Origin of the sequence: Variovorax sp. ZS18.2.2 (genome assembly GCF_024701975.1) — a bacterium.
Lineage (GTDB): Bacteria > Pseudomonadota > Gammaproteobacteria > Burkholderiales > Burkholderiaceae_C > Variovorax.
Genome location: NZ_JANLNM010000005.1, coordinates 402,071 through 420,408, shown reverse-complemented (window position 1 = coordinate 420,408; position 18,338 = coordinate 402,071). Strand labels below are relative to the sequence as shown.

Here is an 18,338-nt window from a genome sequence, read left to right as displayed (position 1 = left end):
TCCAAGCCGAGCGAAGCGAAGGCCCGTGAGGTGGCCGAGCGTAGCGATGGCCTGCTGGTCCCCAAAGCCCTTCTGTATGCGCCGAGGAGCGGAGCGTTTCGCGGATCAGGGCTCGCCCTTGTTTGAGCGAAGCGAGTTTGGGCGAGACCCCGCGAAACGTGAGCACCGCAGGTTGCCCGCAGCGAAGCGGAGGGACGCAGACAGCAGGGTCGCCTTTTCTTTGCTTACGTTCTTTTGGCGAAGCAAAAGAAAGTAAGTCGCCTGCCGGGGCGAGACCCGGCCTCGGAACAAAAAACGATCCCAGACCCATCAAACCAACACCCACATCACAGTAGCCAACGGCGGCACGCTGACAACAACCGAATCCGCCTTCCCATGCCAGGCCGTGGGAGCACTTTCGACAATCCCGTTCCCCACACCACTCCCCCCATACACCGAACCATCGGTATTGATGATTTCGCGATAAGCCCCCGCAACAGGAACGCCAAGCCGATACGCATGCCGAGGCAACGGCGTGAAGTTGCACACCACCACCACAAACGCCCCGTCGCGCGCACGACGAACAAACGCAAACACCGACTGATCCGCATCGTCATGCACGATCCACTCGAACCCGGCTCCATCGTTGTCCAGCTCATGCAGCGCAGGAAAGTGCCGGTACACGTTGTTCAGGTCCCGCACCAACCGCCGCACCCCCTGGTGCGCTGCGTGCTCCAGCAGGTGCCAGTCGAGACTGCGATCCGCATTCCACTCGGCGACCTGCGCGAACTCACCTCCCATGAACAACAACTTCTTCCCCGGATACCCCCAGAGGTACCCATACAGGTTGCGCAGCCCCGCGAACTTCTGCCACTCGTCGCCGGGCATACGCCCGATCATCGAACCCTTGCCGTGCACCACCTCGTCGTGCGAGAGCGGCAGCACGAAGTTCTCGGTGTGCGCGTACATCAGCCCGAAGGTGATCTGCTGGTGATGGTGCTTGCGGTAGACCGGGTCGGTGCCCGCATAAGCGAGCGTGTCGTTCATCCAGCCCATGTTCCACTTGTAGTGAAAGCCCAGCCCGCCGTTTTCCGGCGGCCGCGTCACGCCCGGGAAGCTCGTCGATTCCTCGGCGAGCGTCACCGCGCCGGGCCGCTCGATGCCCACCACGCGGTTCATGCGGCGCAGGAAGTCGATGGCCTCCAAATTCTCGCGGCCACCTTGCGCATTCGGCACCCACTCGCCGGCGTTGCGGCTGTAGTCGCGGTACAGCATCGACGCCACCGCATCGACCCGCAGGCCATCGACGCCATAGCGCTCCAGCCAGTACAGCGCATTGCCGACCAGGTAGTTGCGCACTTCCGTGCGCGCGTAGTTGAAGATCAGCGTCTGCCAGTCGTTGTGGAAGCCCTCGCGCGGATCGGCGTACTCGTACAGCGCCGTGCCGTCGAACCGGCCGAGGCCGTGCGCATCGGTCGGAAAGTGCGCGGGCACCCAGTCGAGGATCACCCCCAGCCCAGCCGCATGCGCGGCCTCCACGAAATGGCGGAAGTCGCCCGGCGTGCCGAAGCGCGAGGTCGGCGCATAGAGTCCGATCGGCTGGTAGCCCCACGAGCCGTCGAACGGGTGCTCGCTGATCGGCAGCAGCTCGATGTGCGTGAAGCCCATGTCGCGCGCGTAGGGCACCAGCGTGTCGGCCAGCTCGCGGTAGTCGAGCCACTCGTGGCCGTTCTTGCGGCGCCACGAGCCCAGGTGCACTTCGTAGATGCTGATCGGCGCATGGCGCTCGTTGGCCTCGGCGCGGCCTTCGGGCATCTTCACAGCCGCCGGGAGCGGCGCGACCACGCAGGCGGTGTCGGGCCGCAGCCGCGAAGAGAACGCGAACGGATCGGCCTTGCGCAGCACCTCGCCTTCTGCCGAAAGAATCTCGAATTCGTAGCTGTCGCCGGTCGCCACATGCGGCGCGAAGATTTCCCACACGCCGCATTCGCGGCGCAGCCGCATCATGTGGCGCCGGCCGTCCCAGTTGTTGAAGTCGCCGACCACCGAGACCCGGCGCGCATTCGGCGCCCAGACCGCGAAGGCCACGCCCTTCACGCCATCGATCTCGCGCAGGTGCGCGCCCAGCCGCTCCCAAGGGCGCAGGTGCGTGCCCTCGGCCAGCAGCCACACGTCGGTCTCGCCGAGCACGAACGGAAAACGATACGGGTCTTCCAGCCGCGAGGTGTGCGTGCCCCACTCGACCTGGAACGAATAGCCCAGACGCGCTTCCGCCGCCGGCACCAGCCCGCCGAACAGATCGGAGCCCTCCAGCCGCGTGAGCATCGCGAGCGGCCAGCCGGTGCGCGAATGCATCACCGCCACGCTCTGTGCGCCGGGCATCAGCGCGCGCACCTCCAGCCCTTCGCGCGTTTCGTGCGGCCCGAGCACGGCAAAGGGATCGCCGTGTTCGGCGCGCATCAGGGCGCGGACTTCGGAGGCGGGCAGGTGCTTCGGTGGCATGGCGGTCAGCTGTGTCCTTCTTCGTTGGCGGGTGTTCCGAAAAAGACGCCGTAGGGCGCCAGTGCCAGCATGCGCTTTTCGCCATCGCCCTGCACGTCGGCGGTCGCGCCGAGCGGATGGCCTTGCAGTGCCACCAGCGCCTCGCGCAGCGCAAGCGTCACAGGCTCGCCGCCCAGGTTGAAGATCGCCTGGAGCGATGCGTTCCCGTCGCGCCGCTCGAACCACAGCACCGGCTCGGGCGCGTCGATGAACGCGATGGCCCCCGTGCGCAGCAGCGGCTGCGTGCGGCGCCAGTGCAAGAGGGCGCGGCTGAAGGCCAGCATCGAGCCCGGGTCGCCGGCCTGGTTGTCGACGGCCAGCGGCAGGTGCGGGCCGTACACGGGCAGCCACGGCGTGCCGGTGGTGAAGCCGCCGTGCGGCGCATCGGCCTGCCAGGGAATCGGCGTGCGGCAGCCGTCGCGGCCCTTGAACTCGGGCCAGAAGGTGCGGCCGTAGGGGTCCTGCAGCAGCTCGAAGGGCACCTCGGCTTCGGGCAGGCCGAGTTCCTCGCCCTGGTAGATGCTGGCGCTGCCGCGCAGCGCGAGCAGCAAGGCGAGCCAGAGGCGGTCGCGGCGGGTGTCGGCCGGCGCGCCGTCGCTCCAGCGGGTCGCGACGCGCGGCACGTCGTGGTTCGACACTGCCCAGCAGCCCGAGCCGCTGGTGATCGCCAGCGCCTCGTCGAGCGCCTCGACCTGGTGGCGCAGGTGCTTCGCGCTGTGCTCCGCCGTCAGCAGGCTGAAGCTGTAGGCCAGATGCAGGCGCTTGCCGAGCTCGGTGTACTGCGCCATGACGGGCGGCGCGTTCTCGTCGCCGACCTCGCCCAGCGCGACCGCGCCGTAGCCGTCGAGCAGCTGGCGCAGGCGCTCGAGGAACACCAGGTTCTCCGGCTGGCTCTTGTCGTACAGGTGCTGCTGCATCGCATAGGGGTTGTCGGCGCGCACCGTGCTGACTTCGTCGATCGATGCGAGCGAGGCCGGCGGGTTGTCGCGCAGCAGCGCATCGTGGAACTGGTGGTTGCAGGCGTCGAAGCGAAAGCCGTCCACGCCGCGCTCGCACCAGAAGCGCACCTCGCCGAGCAGCGCGTCCTGCACCTCGGTGCAATGGAAGTTGAGGTCGGGCTGCTCGGTGAGAAAGCTGTGCAGGTAGTACTGCCTGCGGCGCGAATCCCATTGCCAGGCCGAGCCGCCGAACACCGAGAGCCAGTTGGTCGGCGGCGTGCCATCGGGCTTTGCATCGGCCCAGACGTACCAGTCGGCCTTGGGGTTGTCGCGGCTCGAGCGGCTTTCGACGAACCAGGCGTGCTGGTCGGAGGTGTGCGAGAGCACCTGGTCGATGATGAGCCTGAGGCCCAGCGCATGCATGCGCGCCAGCATCGCGTCGAAGTCGGCGAGCGTGCCGAAGAGCGGATCGACCGCGCGGTAGTCGGACACGTCGTAGCCGAAGTCCTTCATCGGCGAGCGGAAGAAGGGCGAGACCCAGATCGCATCGACGCCCAGGCTGGCCACGTGGTCGAGCCGGGCCGTGATGCCGGGCAGGTCGCCGATGCCGTCGCCGTTGCTGTCCATGAAGCTGCGCGGGTAGATCTGGTAGATCACCGCGCCGCGCCACCATTCGCTGTCGCTGCTATTGATGCTGCTGCCCATGCCTGCCCCTGTGGTCGGAATTCATTGTGGCATGCGAAATCCGGGCCAGTCATACGCACTTGCGGGCGAACGGTCGCGATTCGGCAGGCCGCGAAGCTTTCTACACTGGGCGCTGTTTCCGGCTCTCCCAAATGACATCAGATTCCGTTTCATCCCTCGCCGCGCTCGAGGCACGGCTCGCCCAGGACCTCGACTATCTCGGCTTTCCCGGCCGCCAATGGATGCCTGTGCGGCAGGTGGCGGGTGAGGCGGTGCTGGATGTGGCCGTCATCGGCGGCGGGCAGGCCGGCCTCGCCGCCTCGGTGGCGCTGGCGCAGCAGGGCATTCGCGCCGTGATCTTCGACAGGTCGCCCGCCGGCAAGGAAGGCCCCTGGGCCACCACCGCGCGCATGGAAACGCTGCGCTCGCCCAAGGAGCTCACCGGCCCCGCGCTCGGCCTGCCGGCGCTCACCTTCCGCGCATGGTTCGAGGCGCAGTTCGGGGTCGAAGCCTGGACGGCAATGGACAAGATTCCGCGCTTGCAGTGGATGGATTACCTGAGCTGGTACCGCCGCGTGATGAACGTGGACGTGCGCAACGACACCGCGGTCACCGGCATCCACCCGCTGCCCGATGGCACGGCGGTGCGGCTCGATTTGCGCACGCCGGCCGGCGTCAGTCGCGTGTTCGCGCGCCGCGTCGTGCTGGCCACCGGCCGCGACGGCCTCGGCGGCCCGGCGGTTCCGGCGTTCGTCAACGCGCTGCCGCGTTCGCAGTGGGCGCATTCGTCCGACGAGATGGACTACGGCCAGCTCGCGGGCCTGCGCGTCGGCGTGGTCGGCGCGGGCTCCTCGGCGATGGACAGCGCGGCCACCGCGCTGGAGGCAGGCGCGCGCAGCGTCGAGCTCTTGATCCGCCGTCCCGACCTGCCGCGCGTCAACAAGGGCAAGGGCGCGGGCGTGCCGGGCCTCACGCAGGGGCACTTCGACCTGTCCGACGAGCGCAAATGGCGCATCCGCCACTACATCAACGTGGCGAACGTGCCGCCGCCGCATGGCAGCACGCTGCGGGTGTCGGCATTTCCGAATGCGTTCTTCAACTTCGGGTGCCCGATCCTGTCGGTCGTGCCGCAGGGCGATTCGATGCGCGTCTCGACACCCAAGGGCGATTTCGAATTCGACTTCCTGATCGTCTCGACCGGCTTCAAGGTCGATTGGCCGAACCGCCCCGAGTTCGATGCCATCGCCTCCCACATCCGCACCTGGAAGGACTGCTTCGTGCCCGCGCCCGGCGACGAGGACCAGGAGCTGGCCGACTCGCCGGACCTCGGGCCGGTCTTCGAATTCCAGCAGCGCGTGGCGGGCGAGTGCCCGGGGCTCGAACGCATCCACTGCTTCTGCTACCCGGCGGCGCTGTCGCATGGCACGGTGTCGGGCGACATTCCCGCGATCAGCGACGGCGCCAAGCGGCTGGCGAGCGGCATCGCGAGCCTGTTCTACCGCGAGGATTTCGACCACCACTTCGCGAACCTCGAGGCCTACAGCGAGCCCGAGCTGTTCGGCGACGAGTGGGTGCCCGCGCCGCCGCCCGGCGAACGCAGCTGAACCTTCTTCTTCAAGGACTCCGAATGACGAATCTCCCCGAGGCGCTGCCGGCTATCGACGTGGTCGATGACGCCGTGCCCCTCGCGCCAAACCAGCCGACCTGGGCGCTGCGGCGGCAGCGCGACAAGGTCGTGGCCGCCACCCAGAGCAGCCACGACGCGATGTTCTCGCACGCGGTCGAGGGGCTGACCCGCACCGAGCGCCTGCTGGTCGCGCTGCACGCCTGCCGCGTCTCGAAGGCACCGAACCTTGCCGCGCACTACCGCGAGGAACTGGCGGCCGAGAATGCCGACGCCGCGGTGGCCGATGCGGTGGAGCGCGGCGACATCGCCTCGCTCGCCGATGCGCGCCTCCGCGCGGTGCTGGACTTCGCGGGCAAGCTCATCGCGCGCCCGATCGAGGGCGACCGCGCCGCCATCGAGGCGCTGGTGGCGCACGGGCTGTCGACGCCAGCGCTCGTGGCGTTGAGCCAGCTGATCGTCTTTCTCTCGTACCAGGTCCGCGTCGTTGCGGGCCTCAAGGCGCTGGCTGCAGCGGAGGCTTCGGCATGACGCTTCCGATTCGCATCCAGGGCTTCACCACCGAGGTGCTGAAGTGGAAGCCGTGGCTCGACACGGTGAACGTCGACACCGCCACGCCTGCCCAATTGACCGCGCTGGACGAGATGAGCCCGCAGGCGCGCACCTCGCCGTATTTCCTGCTGCTCGCGCATCAGCCCGAGATATTGCTGCAGCGTTCCATCGCCTTCAACGCGATCATGTTCGCGCCTGGCGGCATGCCGCGCGCCGAGCGCGAGCTGGGTGCCACGGTGGAGTCGCGGGTCAACGGCTGCGTGTACTGCGCGTCGGTGCATGCGCAGCGCTTCGAGCAGCTGGCCAAGCGCAACGATGTGATCGAGCAGGTGTTCGAGGAACCGGCTTCGGCTGGCACCACGCCGCGCGAGAAGGCCATCGTGGCGTTCTCGATCAAGCTCGGCGCCGAGCCGGACAAGGTGTCGGCCGAGGACATCCGGGCGCTGAAAGAAGTCGGGCTGGACGAGCTGGAAATCCTCGACCTGGTCCATTCGGTGGCCCTGTTCGCCTGGGCCAACCGGCTGATGCTCAACCTGGGCGAGCCGGTCTTTCCCGCCGACGGGTCATAGGCGCGCGAGCAGGCCTGCGACGTTTTCGCTGCGCAGGCCCAGCGGCGCCAGCAGGTCGTTTTGCGCGCGGAAATCGATGCCGTTGACCAGCGAGGCGGCATCGACGATGGTCCGCGTCGCGGGCGTGGGCACGCCAGCGATCTGCCCCAGCGCCTCCACGAAGGCCAGGCCGTAGGGCATGTCCTCGGTCACGTAGCGGGTGTCGGTGCGCACCGGCCCGGGCGGACCGCCGCGCTTGGCGTGCAGCTCGGCCGCGATGTCCTCGAGCCGCGCCGACGCGGTGCCGAAGGAGCGCGCGAAGTGTTCCTCGACGGGGCCGAGCGCGATGCCGAAGGCCTTCGCCACGGCGCGCCGTTCCAGGTCCAGCGCCTCGATCGCGCGCGACACGCCGGGCGTCATGCAGTGGTACTGCGGCCAGCTCTCGGCGCGCTCGATGCGGGTCCAGTTGAACACGGCGAGCGGGCCGTGCGACTGCGGGTTGACGTTGGCGAGCGCGCTTGCGAGCACGCTGTCCTGCGGGAAGAAGCCGTCGCCGAACAGCGCCGTGCAGAGGGCCACGGCCTGCGCGACGTTCACGCCCGGAAGCGCCGACACGCCAACGGCCTTGCGCCGCGTCATCACCCTGACCTGCGTGCCCGATTCGCGGCGCGCGGTCAGCACGGTCGTGCCGAAGCTTGCGACCGTCAGCTGCTTGCCGGCTCGCCGTGCGGCTTCGTGGAGATAGAGCGACGACAGCGAGGCCATCGAACTGACGATCACGGTCTGGCCGTCGCGCAGGAAGGGCAGGAGCGCGTCCATCACCAGCTTGTGGCCGTTGACGGGCAGGGCGAGCATCAGCACGTCCGAGGCGTGGCAGAGCCGGGCCGCATCGTCGGCGACCTCGACCGTCACGGTGCAAGGCTGCACGCCGCCGGCTTCCAGCGGCTGGGTGCGTAGCGCCTCGGCGCCCTGACCGCCCGGCGACCAGAGCGTGACGCCGTGGCCCGCCTGGCGCAGCCATGCGGCGCTGGCCAGCGCGATGGCACCGGTGCCTGCGATGCCGACGCGGTACGTCGAAGCCTCAATCAACTTTGATTCCGCCCTGCTTGATCACCTTGGCCCAGCGCTGGCTGTCCTCTGTCACTACCTTGCCGAGCGCCGCCGCATTGCCGCAGGTGTTGACCGCGCCCAGTTGGGCGAAGCGCTGCTTCGTCTCGGGCAGGTTGCACACCTCGACCAGCGCGGCGGAGAGCTTGTCGATGCCCGCGGCCGGCATGCGCGCGGGGGCCATCACGCCGACCCACACCGGCACTTCCATGCCCGCAAGGCCCGTGGCCTCGCCCACGGTGGGCGCCGTGCCCATGCTGGGCAGGGCCGCACGCGAGAAGGTGCCGAGCACACGCGCCTTGCCGCTTGCGACCATGGGTTCGATCGAGGCGACGCTGGTGACGATCACCGCCACCTGCCCGCCCAGCAGGTCGGTCAGCGCCGGTGCCGCGCCGCGGTAGGGCACGTGCAGCAGGTTCACGCCGCTCGCCTGCGCGAGCAGCGCGCCCGTGAGGTGCGACACCGTGCCGTTGCCGGTCGAGGCGTAGGTGACCTGGCCCGGCCGCGCCTTGGCGTCGCGCAGCACGTCGGCGATGGTCTTGTAGGGGCTTTCGGTGCGCACGGAGAGCGTCATCGGCGTGTCGGCGACCAGGGCCACGGGCACCAGTTCGTGCACCGGGTCATAGGGCAGCTTGGACTGCAGGTGGGGCGCGATGGTGACCGCGCCTCCCGTGGCGAGCAGCACCGTGGCCCCGTCGGTCGCCTTGGCCACCGCATCGGCGGCGACGATGCCGCCGGCGCCGGCCTTGTTGTCGATGATCACCGGCGTGCCGAGCCTGTCGGTGAGCTTGGCGCCCAGGTAGCGGGCAATGACGTCCTGCGCGCCGCCGGGGGCGAAGGGCACGACGATGCGCAGGGGCTTGTCGCTCGCCGGCTGCCCCCATGCAGGCAGGGTGGCGAGGCAGGCGGCGAGGCCCAGGGCCAGGGGTTTCCAGAGCAGTTTCATGGCATTCAGGCAGTACGAAAGCAGACGTTACCCAGGCAACATGCGGGTTGCGTGCCCCAAGTCTAGGGTCCGCCGCGCGGACGGCGCCGCCCGGGCGCGATAATCCGCCTTCCCCGGCCAGCCCGCGCCGGGCTCTTGCCGAACCGCTATGAACCCCAGCTACAAACCCAGCGACGTCGAGTCCGCTGCCCAGGCGCAATGGACCGCCGCCGATGCCTACCGCGTCACCGAGGACGCGAGCCGCAAGAAGTACTACGCCTGCTCGATGCTGCCGTACCCCAGCGGCAAGCTGCACATGGGCCATGTGCGCAACTACACGATCAACGACATGCTCACGCGGTACCTGCGCATGAGCGGCTACAACGTGCTGATGCCCATGGGCTGGGACGCCTTCGGCCTGCCGGCCGAGAACGCGGCGTTGAAAAACGGGGTGCCGCCGGCCAAGTGGACCTACGAGAACATCGACTACATGCGCGGCCAGCTCCAGGCCATGGGCCTGGCGATCGACTGGAGCCGCGAGATCGCCACCTGCGATCCGAGCTACTACAAGTGGAACCAGTGGCTGTTCCTGAAGATGCTCGAGAAGGGCATCGCCTACCGCAAGACCCAGGTCGTGAACTGGGACCCGGTCGACCAGACCGTTCTGGCCAACGAGCAGGTGATCGACGGCAAGGGCTGGCGCACCGGCGCCACGGTCGAGCGCCGCGAGATCCCCGGCTACTACCTGAAGATCAGCGACTACGCCGAAGAGTTGCTCGAGCACACGCAGCACAAGCTGCCGGGCTGGCCCGAGCGCGTCAAGCTGATGCAGGAGAACTGGATCGGCAAGAGCGAAGGCCTGCGTTTCGCCTTCACGCATGACATCCAGGACGCGAGCGGCCAGTTGATCCAGGACGGCCGCATGTACGTGTTCACCACGCGTGCCGACACGATCATGGGCGTGACCTTCTGCGCCGTGGCGCCCGAGCATCCGCTGGCCGCGCACGCCGCCACGCTCGATCCGAAGGTCGCGGCCTTCATCGAGGAATGCAAGAACGGCGGCACCACCGAGGCCGAGCTGGCCACGCAGGAGAAAAAAGGCGTGCCCACGGGCCTCACGGTGAAGCACCCGATCACCGAGGAGCAGGTGCCGGTGTGGGTGGGCAACTACGTGCTTATCGGCTACGGCGACGGTGCCGTGATGGGCGTGCCCGCGCACGACGAGCGCGACTTCGCCTTCGCCAACAAGTACGGCATCGAGATCATCCAGGTCGTGCTGGTCGACGACGAGCCGCACTTCGACTATCACAAGTGGCAGGACTGGTACGGCGACAAGCAGCGCGGCGTGACCATCAACTCCGACAATTTCAGCGGCATGTCGTACAAGGAGGCCGTGGCCGCCGTGGCGCATGCGCTCGGCCAGAAGGGCTTGGGCGAACTGCAGACCACCTGGCGTCTGCGCGATTGGGGTGTGAGCCGCCAGCGCTATTGGGGCACGCCGATCCCGATCATCCATTGCGACGAGCACGGCGCGGTGCCGGTCCCCGAGAAGGACCTGCCCGTGGTGCTGCCCACCGACTGCGTGCCCGACGGCTCCGGCAACCCGCTGAACAAGCACGAAGGCTTCCATGCCGGCGTGGTCTGCCCGAGGTGCGGCAAGCCCGCGCGGCGCGAGACCGACACGATGGACACCTTCGTGGATTCGTCGTGGTACTTCATGCGCTATTGCGATCCGAAGAACGACACCGCGATGGTGGCCGAGGGCGCCGACTACTGGATGCCGATGGACCAGTACATCGGCGGCATCGAGCACGCGATCCTGCATTTGCTTTACGCGCGCTTCTGGACCAAGGTGATGCGCGACCTGGGCTTGGTGAAGGCCGACGAGCCCTTCGCCAAGCTGCTGACGCAGGGCATGGTGCTCAACCATATCTTCTACAAGCGCAGCGAGAAGGGCGGCAAGGACTACTTTCCGCCTTCGGAAGTCACGCCCGTGCTCGACGCGCAGGGCCGCATCACCGGCGGCACCATGGCCGACGGCACGAAGGTCGAGTACGGCGGCGTCGGCAAGATGGGCAAGAGCGAGCGCAACGGCGTCGATCCGCAGGACCTCATCGAGAAGTACGGCGCCGACACCGCGCGCCTGTACACCATGTTCACCGCGCCGCCCGAAGCCACGCTCGAGTGGAACGACGCAGCCGTCGAAGGCAGCTACCGGTTCCTGCGCCGGGTGTGGAATTTCGGCGTGACGCAGGCGGACGTGGCGCCGGCCAAGGCCGGCACGCAGACGTTCGGCAAGGCTGCCCAGGCGCTGCGCCGCGAGGTGCACACGGTGCTGCGCCAGGTCGACTACGACTACCAGCGCATGCAATACAACACCGTGGTGTCGGGCGCGATGAAGCTCCTGAACGCGCTCGAAGGCTTCAAGCCCGACGGCAGCGCGGGCGATGCGGCCGCGCTGCGCGAGGGCTTCGGCATCCTGCTGCGCTGCCTGTACCCTGCCACCCCGCACATCGCCCAGCAGCTCTGGAGCGAGCTTGGCTACGACAAGGACCTGGGCGGCCTGCTCGACGCGGCCTGGCCGACGGTCGATGTCGAGGCACTGGTGCAGGACGAGATCGAACTCATGCTGCAGGTCAACGGCAAGCTGCGCGGCAAGCTGCTGGTGCCGGCCGGCGCCTCCAAGGACGAGATCGAGAAGCTCGCGCTCGCCTGCGACGACTTCGTCGCCTTCGCCGAAGGTGCACCGCCCAAGCGGGTGATCGTGGTTCCCGGCCGTCTGGTCAACGTGGTCCTTTGAACGATAGAAGCATGAACAAACGCAATGCCTCGCTGCCGCGCCGCGGCTTTCTTCTCGGTTTGACGGCCGTGGGCGCCAGCGTGGGCCTGGCCGGCTGCGGCTTCGAGCTGCGCAAGGCGCCGGTCTTCGCGTTCAAGACGCTGTCGGTCGAGGGCAATTCCGCGCTGATCAACCTGATCCGGCGCGACCTGCGCGCGGCCGGCACGGTGACGCTGGTGCCCAAGGAAGACGCCAAGACCGCCGACGCGGTGCTGGTGGTGCTGGGTGAAGACCGCGACCGCTTCGTGATCTCGACCAATTCGGCCGGCGCGCTGCGCGAGCTGCAACTGCGCCTGCGCGTGCGCTTCAGCCTGAAGACGCCCGCCGGCAAGGAACTGCTCGCGGCCTCCGAGGTGTCGCAGACCCGCGACCTGAGCTTCAACGAAACCAACGCGCTCGCCAAGGAAGGCGAGGCCGAACTGCTGTTCCGCGACATGCAGGCCGACATCGCGCAGCAGCTGATGCGCCGTCTGGCGGCCGTCAAGGAACTCTAGGCGCCCCGCGCCGCAGCGATTCCATGCAACTTGCCAGCGCCCAACTCGGGGCCCACCTGCAGAAGGGGCTCAAGCCGCTCTACACGATCCACGGCGACGAGCCGCTGCTCGCGCAGGAGGCAGCCGACGCCATCCGCGCCGCCGCGCGCGAGCAGGGCTACACCGAGCGCAGCTCGTACACCGTGGCCGGCGCGCACTTCGACTGGAGCGCGGTGCTGGCGGCGGGGGGCTCCCTTTCACTCTTCGCCGACAAGCAGATCGTCGAGATCCGCATCCCTTCGGGCAAGCCCGGCAAGGACGGCAGCACCGCCCTGCAGCAGTTGGCCGAGTCCGCGCCCGGCAACGACAGCACGCTCACGCTGGTGATGCTGCCGCGCCTGGACAAGGCCACGCGCACCGGTGCCTGGTTTTCGGCGTTGGAGAACAACGGCGTGAGCCTGCAGGTCGACCCCATCGAGCGCAATGCGCTGCCGCAGTGGATCGCGCAGCGCCTCGGGCTGCAGGGCCAGCGCGTGATGCCGGGCGACGAAGGCCAGCGCACGCTGCAGTTCTTTGCCGACCGCGTCGAGGGCAACCTGCTGGCTGCGCACCAGGAAATACAGAAGCTCGCGCTGCTGCACCCGGCGGGCGAACTGAGCTGGGAGCAGGTCGAGGGCGCGGTCAACAACGTGGCGCGCTACGACGTGTTCAAGCTCTCCGAAGCGGTACTCGCGGGCAACCCGCAGCGCGTGGCGCGCATGCTCGACGGCCTGCAGGCCGAGGGCGAGGCCGAGGTGCTGGTGCACTACACGATCGCCGAGGACATCCGCGCGTTGAAGCGCGTGAAAGACGCCATGGCCGCCGGCCGCCCGCTGCCGATGGCGCTGCGCGAGAACCGCATCTGGGGCCCGCGCGAGCGCGCCTTCGAGCGCGTGCTGCCGCGGCTGGACGACCGCATGCTGGCGCGCCTGCTGCGCGCGGCCCACCTGGTGGACGGCATCTGCAAGGGCCTGAAGCAGCCCGACTGGCCCGCCAGCGGCTGGCAGGCGTTGCAGCGGCTGGCGCTGATGCTGTGCCGCGCGTGCAGCAGCGCCCCGGCCGCCGCGCGCCGCGCCTGATCTTTTTCTTTCTTTGGTGGCTTGAGGCATCAAAAGGCCCGCGTCAGCCGGACCGAAGGTCCGCGTGGGAAAATGCCGACATGAATGCGTTCAACGTCAGCGAGCACATGCAGGCCCTCGGGCTGCAGGCAAAAACCGCTGCTTTCCTCATGGCCCGTGCGGATGCAGCTACTAAAAACATAGCATTGAAGGCGCTCGCCCGGCGCCTGCGCGAAGCCGGCCCGGTGCTGGCGGTCGCCAATCAGAAGGACCTGGAACGCGCCACCGCTGCCGGCCTTTCGGCCCCGATGGTCGACCGGCTCAAGCTCACGCCGAAGGTCATCGAGACCGTGGCCCTGGGCTGCGAGCAGCTCGCCGGCATGGCCGACGTGATCGGCGAAATCATCGGCATGAAGCAGCAGCCCAGCGGCATCCGCGTAGGCCAGATGCGGGTGCCGATCGGCGTGTTCGGCATGATCTACGAGAGCCGCCCCAACGTGACCATCGAGGCCGCGAGCCTCGCGATCAAGAGCGGCAACGCGGCCATCCTGCGCGGCGGCTCGGAAGCCATCGAGTCGAACAAGGCGCTGGCGCTGCTGGTGTCCGAAGCGCTGGCCGAAGCCGGCCTGCCGGTCGAGGCGGTGCAATTGGTGCAGACCACCGACCGCGAGGCCGTGGGCCAGCTGATCGCCATGCCCGAATTCGTCGACGTGATCATTCCGCGCGGCGGCAAGGGGCTGATCGAGCGCATCAGCCGCGACGCCAAGGTGCCGGTCATCAAGCACCTGGATGGCAACTGCCACGTCTACGTGGACGACACGGCCGAGTTCGACATGGCGCTGCGCATCGTGGACAACGCCAAGACCCAGAAGTACAGCCCCTGCAACGCCGCCGAAGGCCTGCTGGTCTCGGAGGTGGTGGCGGAAGATTTCCTGCCGCAGATTGCCGCCATCTTTGCTGCCAAGGGAGTGGAAATGCGCTGCGATCCAGCCGCGGCGCAGATCCTGCGGGCAAGTGGCGCTGCCTATCCGGCCGCCAAGTTGATCGACGCGGTCGAGTCCGACTGGTCCGAGGAATACCTGGCGGCCGTGATCAGCATCAAGGTCGTGGCGGGCGTCGATGAGGCTATTGCGCACATCAACCGCTATTCCAGCCACCACACCGACGCCATCGTCACGCGCGACCATGTGCATGCCCAGCGGTTCCTGCGCGAGGTCGATTCGGCTAGCGTCATGGTCAATGCGAGCACCCGCTTCGCCGATGGCTTCGAGTTCGGCCTGGGGGCCGAAATCGGCATCAGCACCGACAAGTTCCACGCCCGCGGCCCGGTCGGCATCGAAGGGCTGACCTCGCTCAAGTACGTGGTGCTCGGCCAGGGCGAAGTGCGGACGTGATGCACGCCGAAGCTGCGTGTGCGGTCTTGTCATCGGGGCGGACACCCCCAATTCCTACAATTCCGCTCCACCTCTCTGAGAGGCTGAGAGGCAATCCGACATGACCGCTCATCCCCCGCAAATGGCCCCACTCCGCGTTGCAAATGCTCGCCATAGCCCGAGCTATGGCTGCGCTTTGCGCCTTGATTGGGGCCATTTGCGGGGGCTGCTCGGCCACGCCGAATTGCCTCTCAGCCTCTAATACAAATCGAAGAAGGCCGCCGCATGGTTCCGCATCTCGTCACCGCCCTGACCGGCCCGATCAACGAACTGGAGCAGCGGGTGCTCGACTCGATGCCCGCCATCGAGCGCTGGTTCCGCCTCGAATGGATGGAGCACACGCCGCCGTTCTACAGCTCGGTCGACATCCGCAACGCCGGCTTCAAGCTCGCGCCGGTCGACACCAACCTGTTCCCGGGTGGCTGGAACAACCTCACCAAAGAGATGCTGCCGCTGGCAGTGCAGGCCGCGCAGGCGGCCATCGAGAAGATCTGCCCGGAGGCGCGCAATCTGCTCGTCATTCCGGAAAATCACTCCAAAAACACCTTTTATCTCGCCAACATCGCGCAACTTGTGCGCATCTTCCACATGGCGGGGCTGAACGTGCGAATCGGCTCCGTCGATCCGGCCATCAAGTCGCCCAAGAAGATCGAATTGCCCAACGGCGAGACCGTGACCCTGGAGCCGGTGGTGCGCAGCAAGCGCCGGCTGGGCCTGAAGAACTTCGATCCCTGCACAATTTTGCTCAACAACGAGCTTTCGGCAGGAACGCCGGGCATCCTCGAAGACCTTCACGAGCAATACCTGCTGCCACCGCTGCACGCGGGCTGGTCGGTGCGCCGCAAGAGCAATCACCTGCACAGCTACGAAGAGCTGTCCAAGCGCCTGGGCAAGCTGCTGGGCATCGACCCCTGGCTCATCAACCCGATCTACGCGCGCGCCGAAGGTGTCGATATCGCCGAGGGCCGCGGAATCGACGTGCTGACCAGCCATGTCGACGCGGTGCTCACCAAGGTGCGCCGCAAGTACAAGGAATACGGCATCAACGAAAAGCCGTTCGTGGTCGTCAAGGGCGGCCACAGCGGCAGCGGCAGTCCGGGCGTGGTGACAGTGCGCGATGCCAAGGAAGTCGAGGCGCTGATCGGCAAGTCGCGCACCAGCACCTCCTCGGCGGCGAAGACCTCCGCCGGGCGCGACCTTCGCGAACCCACCGAGCTGATCGTGCAGGAAGGCGTGCTCACCAACGAGCGCGTGCACAACGGCGTGGCCGAGCCGGTCGTCTACATGATGGACCGCTACGTGGTGGGCGGCTTCTACCGGGTGCATGCCGAGCAGGCGGCCGACGAGAACCTGAAGCTCCCGGGCGCGAGCTTCGTGCCGCTGGCTTTCTCGGAAAGCACGCACATGCCCCAGCCCGGTGCCAAGCCCGGCGCGAGTGCCCCGAACCGTTTCTATATGTATGGCGTGGTCGGTCGCCTGGCCATGGTCGCGGCCAGCTACGAGATGGAAGCAACCGACCCGGACGCCGAAATCTACGAATGATTGGGGTTGTCGGGTTGCTAGGTCACCGGGCAACGGCAAAATAGCGGCCCCACAGCAACGGAAACAAAAGGGCGGGAGGAGTGACGCGTGGTGGAACGAATGTTCCGCTGCCACGGCGCCCCCGCGTGTCTGACGCGTCGATCCCCAACGGCCAGCCCTTTTCCCCATCGACTTCGTGTCAGCCCCCAAATCAATCTCTGCCGGCCTGATCGTCGGCGCCATCGGCGTCGTCTATGGCGACATCGGCACCAGCGTGCTGTACGCGGTCAAGGAAGTGTTCGGCCACGGCCACGTGCCATTCACCGTCCAGAACGTCTACGGCATCCTGTCGATGTTCTTCTGGACGCTCACCGTCATCGTCTCGATCAAGTACGTGGTGCTGGTGCTGCGCGCCGACAACGAAGGCGAGGGCGGCCTGGTCGCCATGCTCGCGCTGGCCTCCCGCGCGGTGGCCGACAGGCCGCGCCTTCGCCGCGTGCTGCTGGTGATCGGCATCTTCGGCACCTCGCTCTTCTACGGCGACGGCGTCATCACGCCGGCCATCTCGGTGCTGTCGGCGGTCGAGGGCCTGGAGGTGGTGTCGCCGCACTTCAAGCACTACGTGATCCCGATCACCCTGGTCGTGCTGTTCTGCCTCTTCGCCGTGCAGAAGCGCGGCACCGCGGGCATCGGCAAGTTCTTCGGACCGGTCACGCTGGCGTGGTTCGCGGCCATCGCGGTGCTGGGCGTGTGGCAGATCCTGCACCACCCTGAGATCGTCAAGGCGCTGAACCCCTGGTATGCGCTGAAGTTCATCTGGGACAACCCGAGCACCAGCTTCATCCTGCTGGGCGCGATGGTGCTGTGTGTGACCGGTGCCGAGGCGCTGTACGCCGACCTGGGCCACTTCGGCAAGAAGCCGATCCGCATCGCGTGGTTCTCGGTCGTCATGCCGGCGCTGACGCTCAACTACCTCGGCCAGGGCGCGCTGCTGCTGGAGAACCCCGAGGCGGTGAAGAACCCCTTCTTCATGATGGCGCCCGAGTGGGCGCTGATTCCGCTGGTGATGCTGGCCACGCTGTCGACGGTGATCGCCTCGCAGGCGCTCATCACCGGCGCGTTCAGCGTGACGCGCCAGGTGATCCAGCTGGGCTACCTGCCGCGCCTGAACATCGAGCACACCAGCGTGCGCACGGCTGGGCAGATCTACATTCCGCTGGTCAACTGGGGCCTGTTCGTGGCCATCGTGCTGGCGGTCGTGATGTTCCGCACCTCGAGCAGCCTGGCCGCGGCCTACGGCATCGCGGTGACGACCGACATGCTGATCACCACGATCCTGACCTTCTTCGTGATCCGCTACGCGTGGAAGCTGCCGCTGGCACTGTGCATCGGGGCGACTGCTGTCTTCTTCGTGGTCGACTTCTTGTTCTTCGCCTCGAACCTGCTCAAGCTGTTCGAAGGCGGCTGGTTCCCGCTGTTGATCGGCGGCTTCGTGTTCACGCTGATGATCACCTGGAAAGAAGGCCGCCGCCTGATGGGCGAGGCGCAGCACGCCGACGCGATCGACCTCAAATCCTTTCTCGACTCCGTGTTCGTGAGCCCGCCGGCGCGCGTCGACGGCACGGCCGTGTTCCTCACTGCGGAGCCGGGCGTCGTGCCCAACGCGCTCTTGCACAACCTCAAGCACAACAAGGTGCTGCACGAGCAGAACATGTTCGTCACCGTGCGCAACCACGAGGTGCCCTGGATCCCGATGGACAAGCGCATCGAGATCGAAGCGCTCGGCCACCACTGCTGGCAGATCATCGTGCACTACGGCTTCAAGAACGACATCGACCTGCCGCGCGCGCTCGACCATGCGCGCCTGCGCGGCTGCCAGCTGGAGCCGATGGCGACGAGCTACTTTCTCTCGCGCGACGTCGTGATCCCGACGCTCGGCAGCGGCATGGCGCCCTGGCGCGAGAAGCTGTTTGCGCAGATGCACCACAACGCGAGCGGGGCGGCGGCGTTCCTGGGACTGCCGAACAATGCGGTGGTGGAGCTGGGGTCGAAGATCGAGATTTGAGGCAACAGAAGA

At 67.5% G+C, this 18,338-nt stretch carries 13 protein-coding genes; 9 read left to right on the top strand and 4 right to left on the bottom strand.

All coding sequences use genetic code 11. The features are described from left to right. Positions 1-309: 309 nt before the first annotated feature. Together glgB and NU688_RS21210 are read right to left on the bottom strand one after the other, a co-directional pair. On the bottom strand, positions 310-2,481 hold the full coding sequence (gene glgB / locus NU688_RS21215) for a 1,4-alpha-glucan branching protein GlgB (protein ID WP_257862775.1): 2,172 nt from the start codon (positions 2,479-2,481) through the stop codon (positions 310-312). Between the two features lie 5 nt (positions 2,482-2,486). After that, complete coding sequence (locus NU688_RS21210; RefSeq protein ID WP_257862774.1) at positions 2,487-4,163, bottom strand: alpha-amylase family glycosyl hydrolase; 1,677 nt, start codon at positions 4,161-4,163, stop codon at positions 2,487-2,489. A gap of 131 nt (positions 4,164-4,294) precedes the next feature. Here NU688_RS21210 and NU688_RS21205 point away from each other — a divergent pair, with 131 nt between their 5' ends. From NU688_RS21205 to NU688_RS21195, 3 genes are read left to right on the top strand one after another with little or no spacing between them, the layout of a single operon-like run. Next, positions 4,295-5,746, top strand: coding sequence for an NAD(P)-binding domain-containing protein (locus tag NU688_RS21205; RefSeq protein WP_257862773.1), 1,452 nt, complete (start codon positions 4,295-4,297; stop codon positions 5,744-5,746). A 23-nt stretch (positions 5,747-5,769) separates the two neighbouring features. Then, complete coding sequence (locus tag NU688_RS21200; protein WP_257862772.1) at positions 5,770-6,297, top strand: CMD domain-containing protein; 528 nt, start codon at positions 5,770-5,772, stop codon at positions 6,295-6,297. Then, complete coding sequence (locus tag NU688_RS21195; RefSeq protein ID WP_257862771.1) at positions 6,294-6,887, top strand: peroxidase-related enzyme; 594 nt, start codon at positions 6,294-6,296, stop codon at positions 6,885-6,887. Before NU688_RS21200 ends, NU688_RS21195 begins: the two co-directional genes overlap by 4 nt. Here the strand turns inward: NU688_RS21195 and NU688_RS21190 are convergent. Both NU688_RS21190 and NU688_RS21185 read right to left on the bottom strand, forming a co-directional pair. After that, entirely contained in the window at positions 6,882-7,955 is a 1,074-nt protein-coding gene (locus NU688_RS21190) for an NAD/NADP octopine/nopaline dehydrogenase family protein (RefSeq protein ID WP_257862770.1), read from the bottom strand. The two genes, NU688_RS21195 and NU688_RS21190, sit on opposite strands and share 6 nt — an antisense overlap. Further along, positions 7,948-8,919: a tripartite tricarboxylate transporter substrate binding protein gene (locus tag NU688_RS21185; protein ID WP_257862769.1), complete on the bottom strand. Its 972-nt coding sequence runs from the start codon at positions 8,917-8,919 to the stop codon at positions 7,948-7,950. Before NU688_RS21185 ends, NU688_RS21190 begins: the two co-directional genes overlap by 8 nt. Positions 8,920-9,067: 148 nt before the next feature. Between NU688_RS21185 and leuS the strand changes: the two genes are divergently transcribed. From leuS to NU688_RS21155, 6 genes are all read left to right on the top strand, one after another. Then, positions 9,068-11,698 (top strand): leucine--tRNA ligase, encoded by a 2,631-nt coding sequence (gene leuS / locus NU688_RS21180; protein WP_257862768.1) that lies wholly within the window; start codon positions 9,068-9,070, stop codon positions 11,696-11,698. 11 nt (positions 11,699-11,709) lie between these two features. After that, the gene (gene lptE / locus NU688_RS21175; RefSeq protein ID WP_257862767.1) at positions 11,710-12,231 is read left to right on the top strand and encodes an LPS assembly lipoprotein LptE; all 522 of its coding nucleotides are present in this window, start codon (positions 11,710-11,712) and stop codon (positions 12,229-12,231) included. A 23-nt stretch (positions 12,232-12,254) separates the two neighbouring features. Further along, positions 12,255-13,328 (top strand): DNA polymerase III subunit delta, encoded by a 1,074-nt coding sequence (holA, locus tag NU688_RS21170; RefSeq protein WP_257862766.1) that lies wholly within the window; start codon positions 12,255-12,257, stop codon positions 13,326-13,328. A gap of 80 nt (positions 13,329-13,408) precedes the next feature. Beyond that, a complete protein-coding gene (locus NU688_RS21165; protein ID WP_257862765.1) occupies positions 13,409-14,701 on the top strand; it encodes a glutamate-5-semialdehyde dehydrogenase in 1,293 nt (430 codons plus the stop codon). 264 nt (positions 14,702-14,965) lie between these two features. Then, the gene (gene gshA / locus NU688_RS21160) at positions 14,966-16,282 is read left to right on the top strand and encodes a glutamate--cysteine ligase (protein ID WP_257862764.1); all 1,317 of its coding nucleotides are present in this window, start codon (positions 14,966-14,968) and stop codon (positions 16,280-16,282) included. 175 nt (positions 16,283-16,457) lie between these two features. Further along, positions 16,458-18,326, top strand: coding sequence for a potassium transporter Kup (locus NU688_RS21155; protein WP_257862763.1), 1,869 nt, complete (start codon positions 16,458-16,460; stop codon positions 18,324-18,326). Positions 18,327-18,338 lie beyond the last annotated feature (12 nt).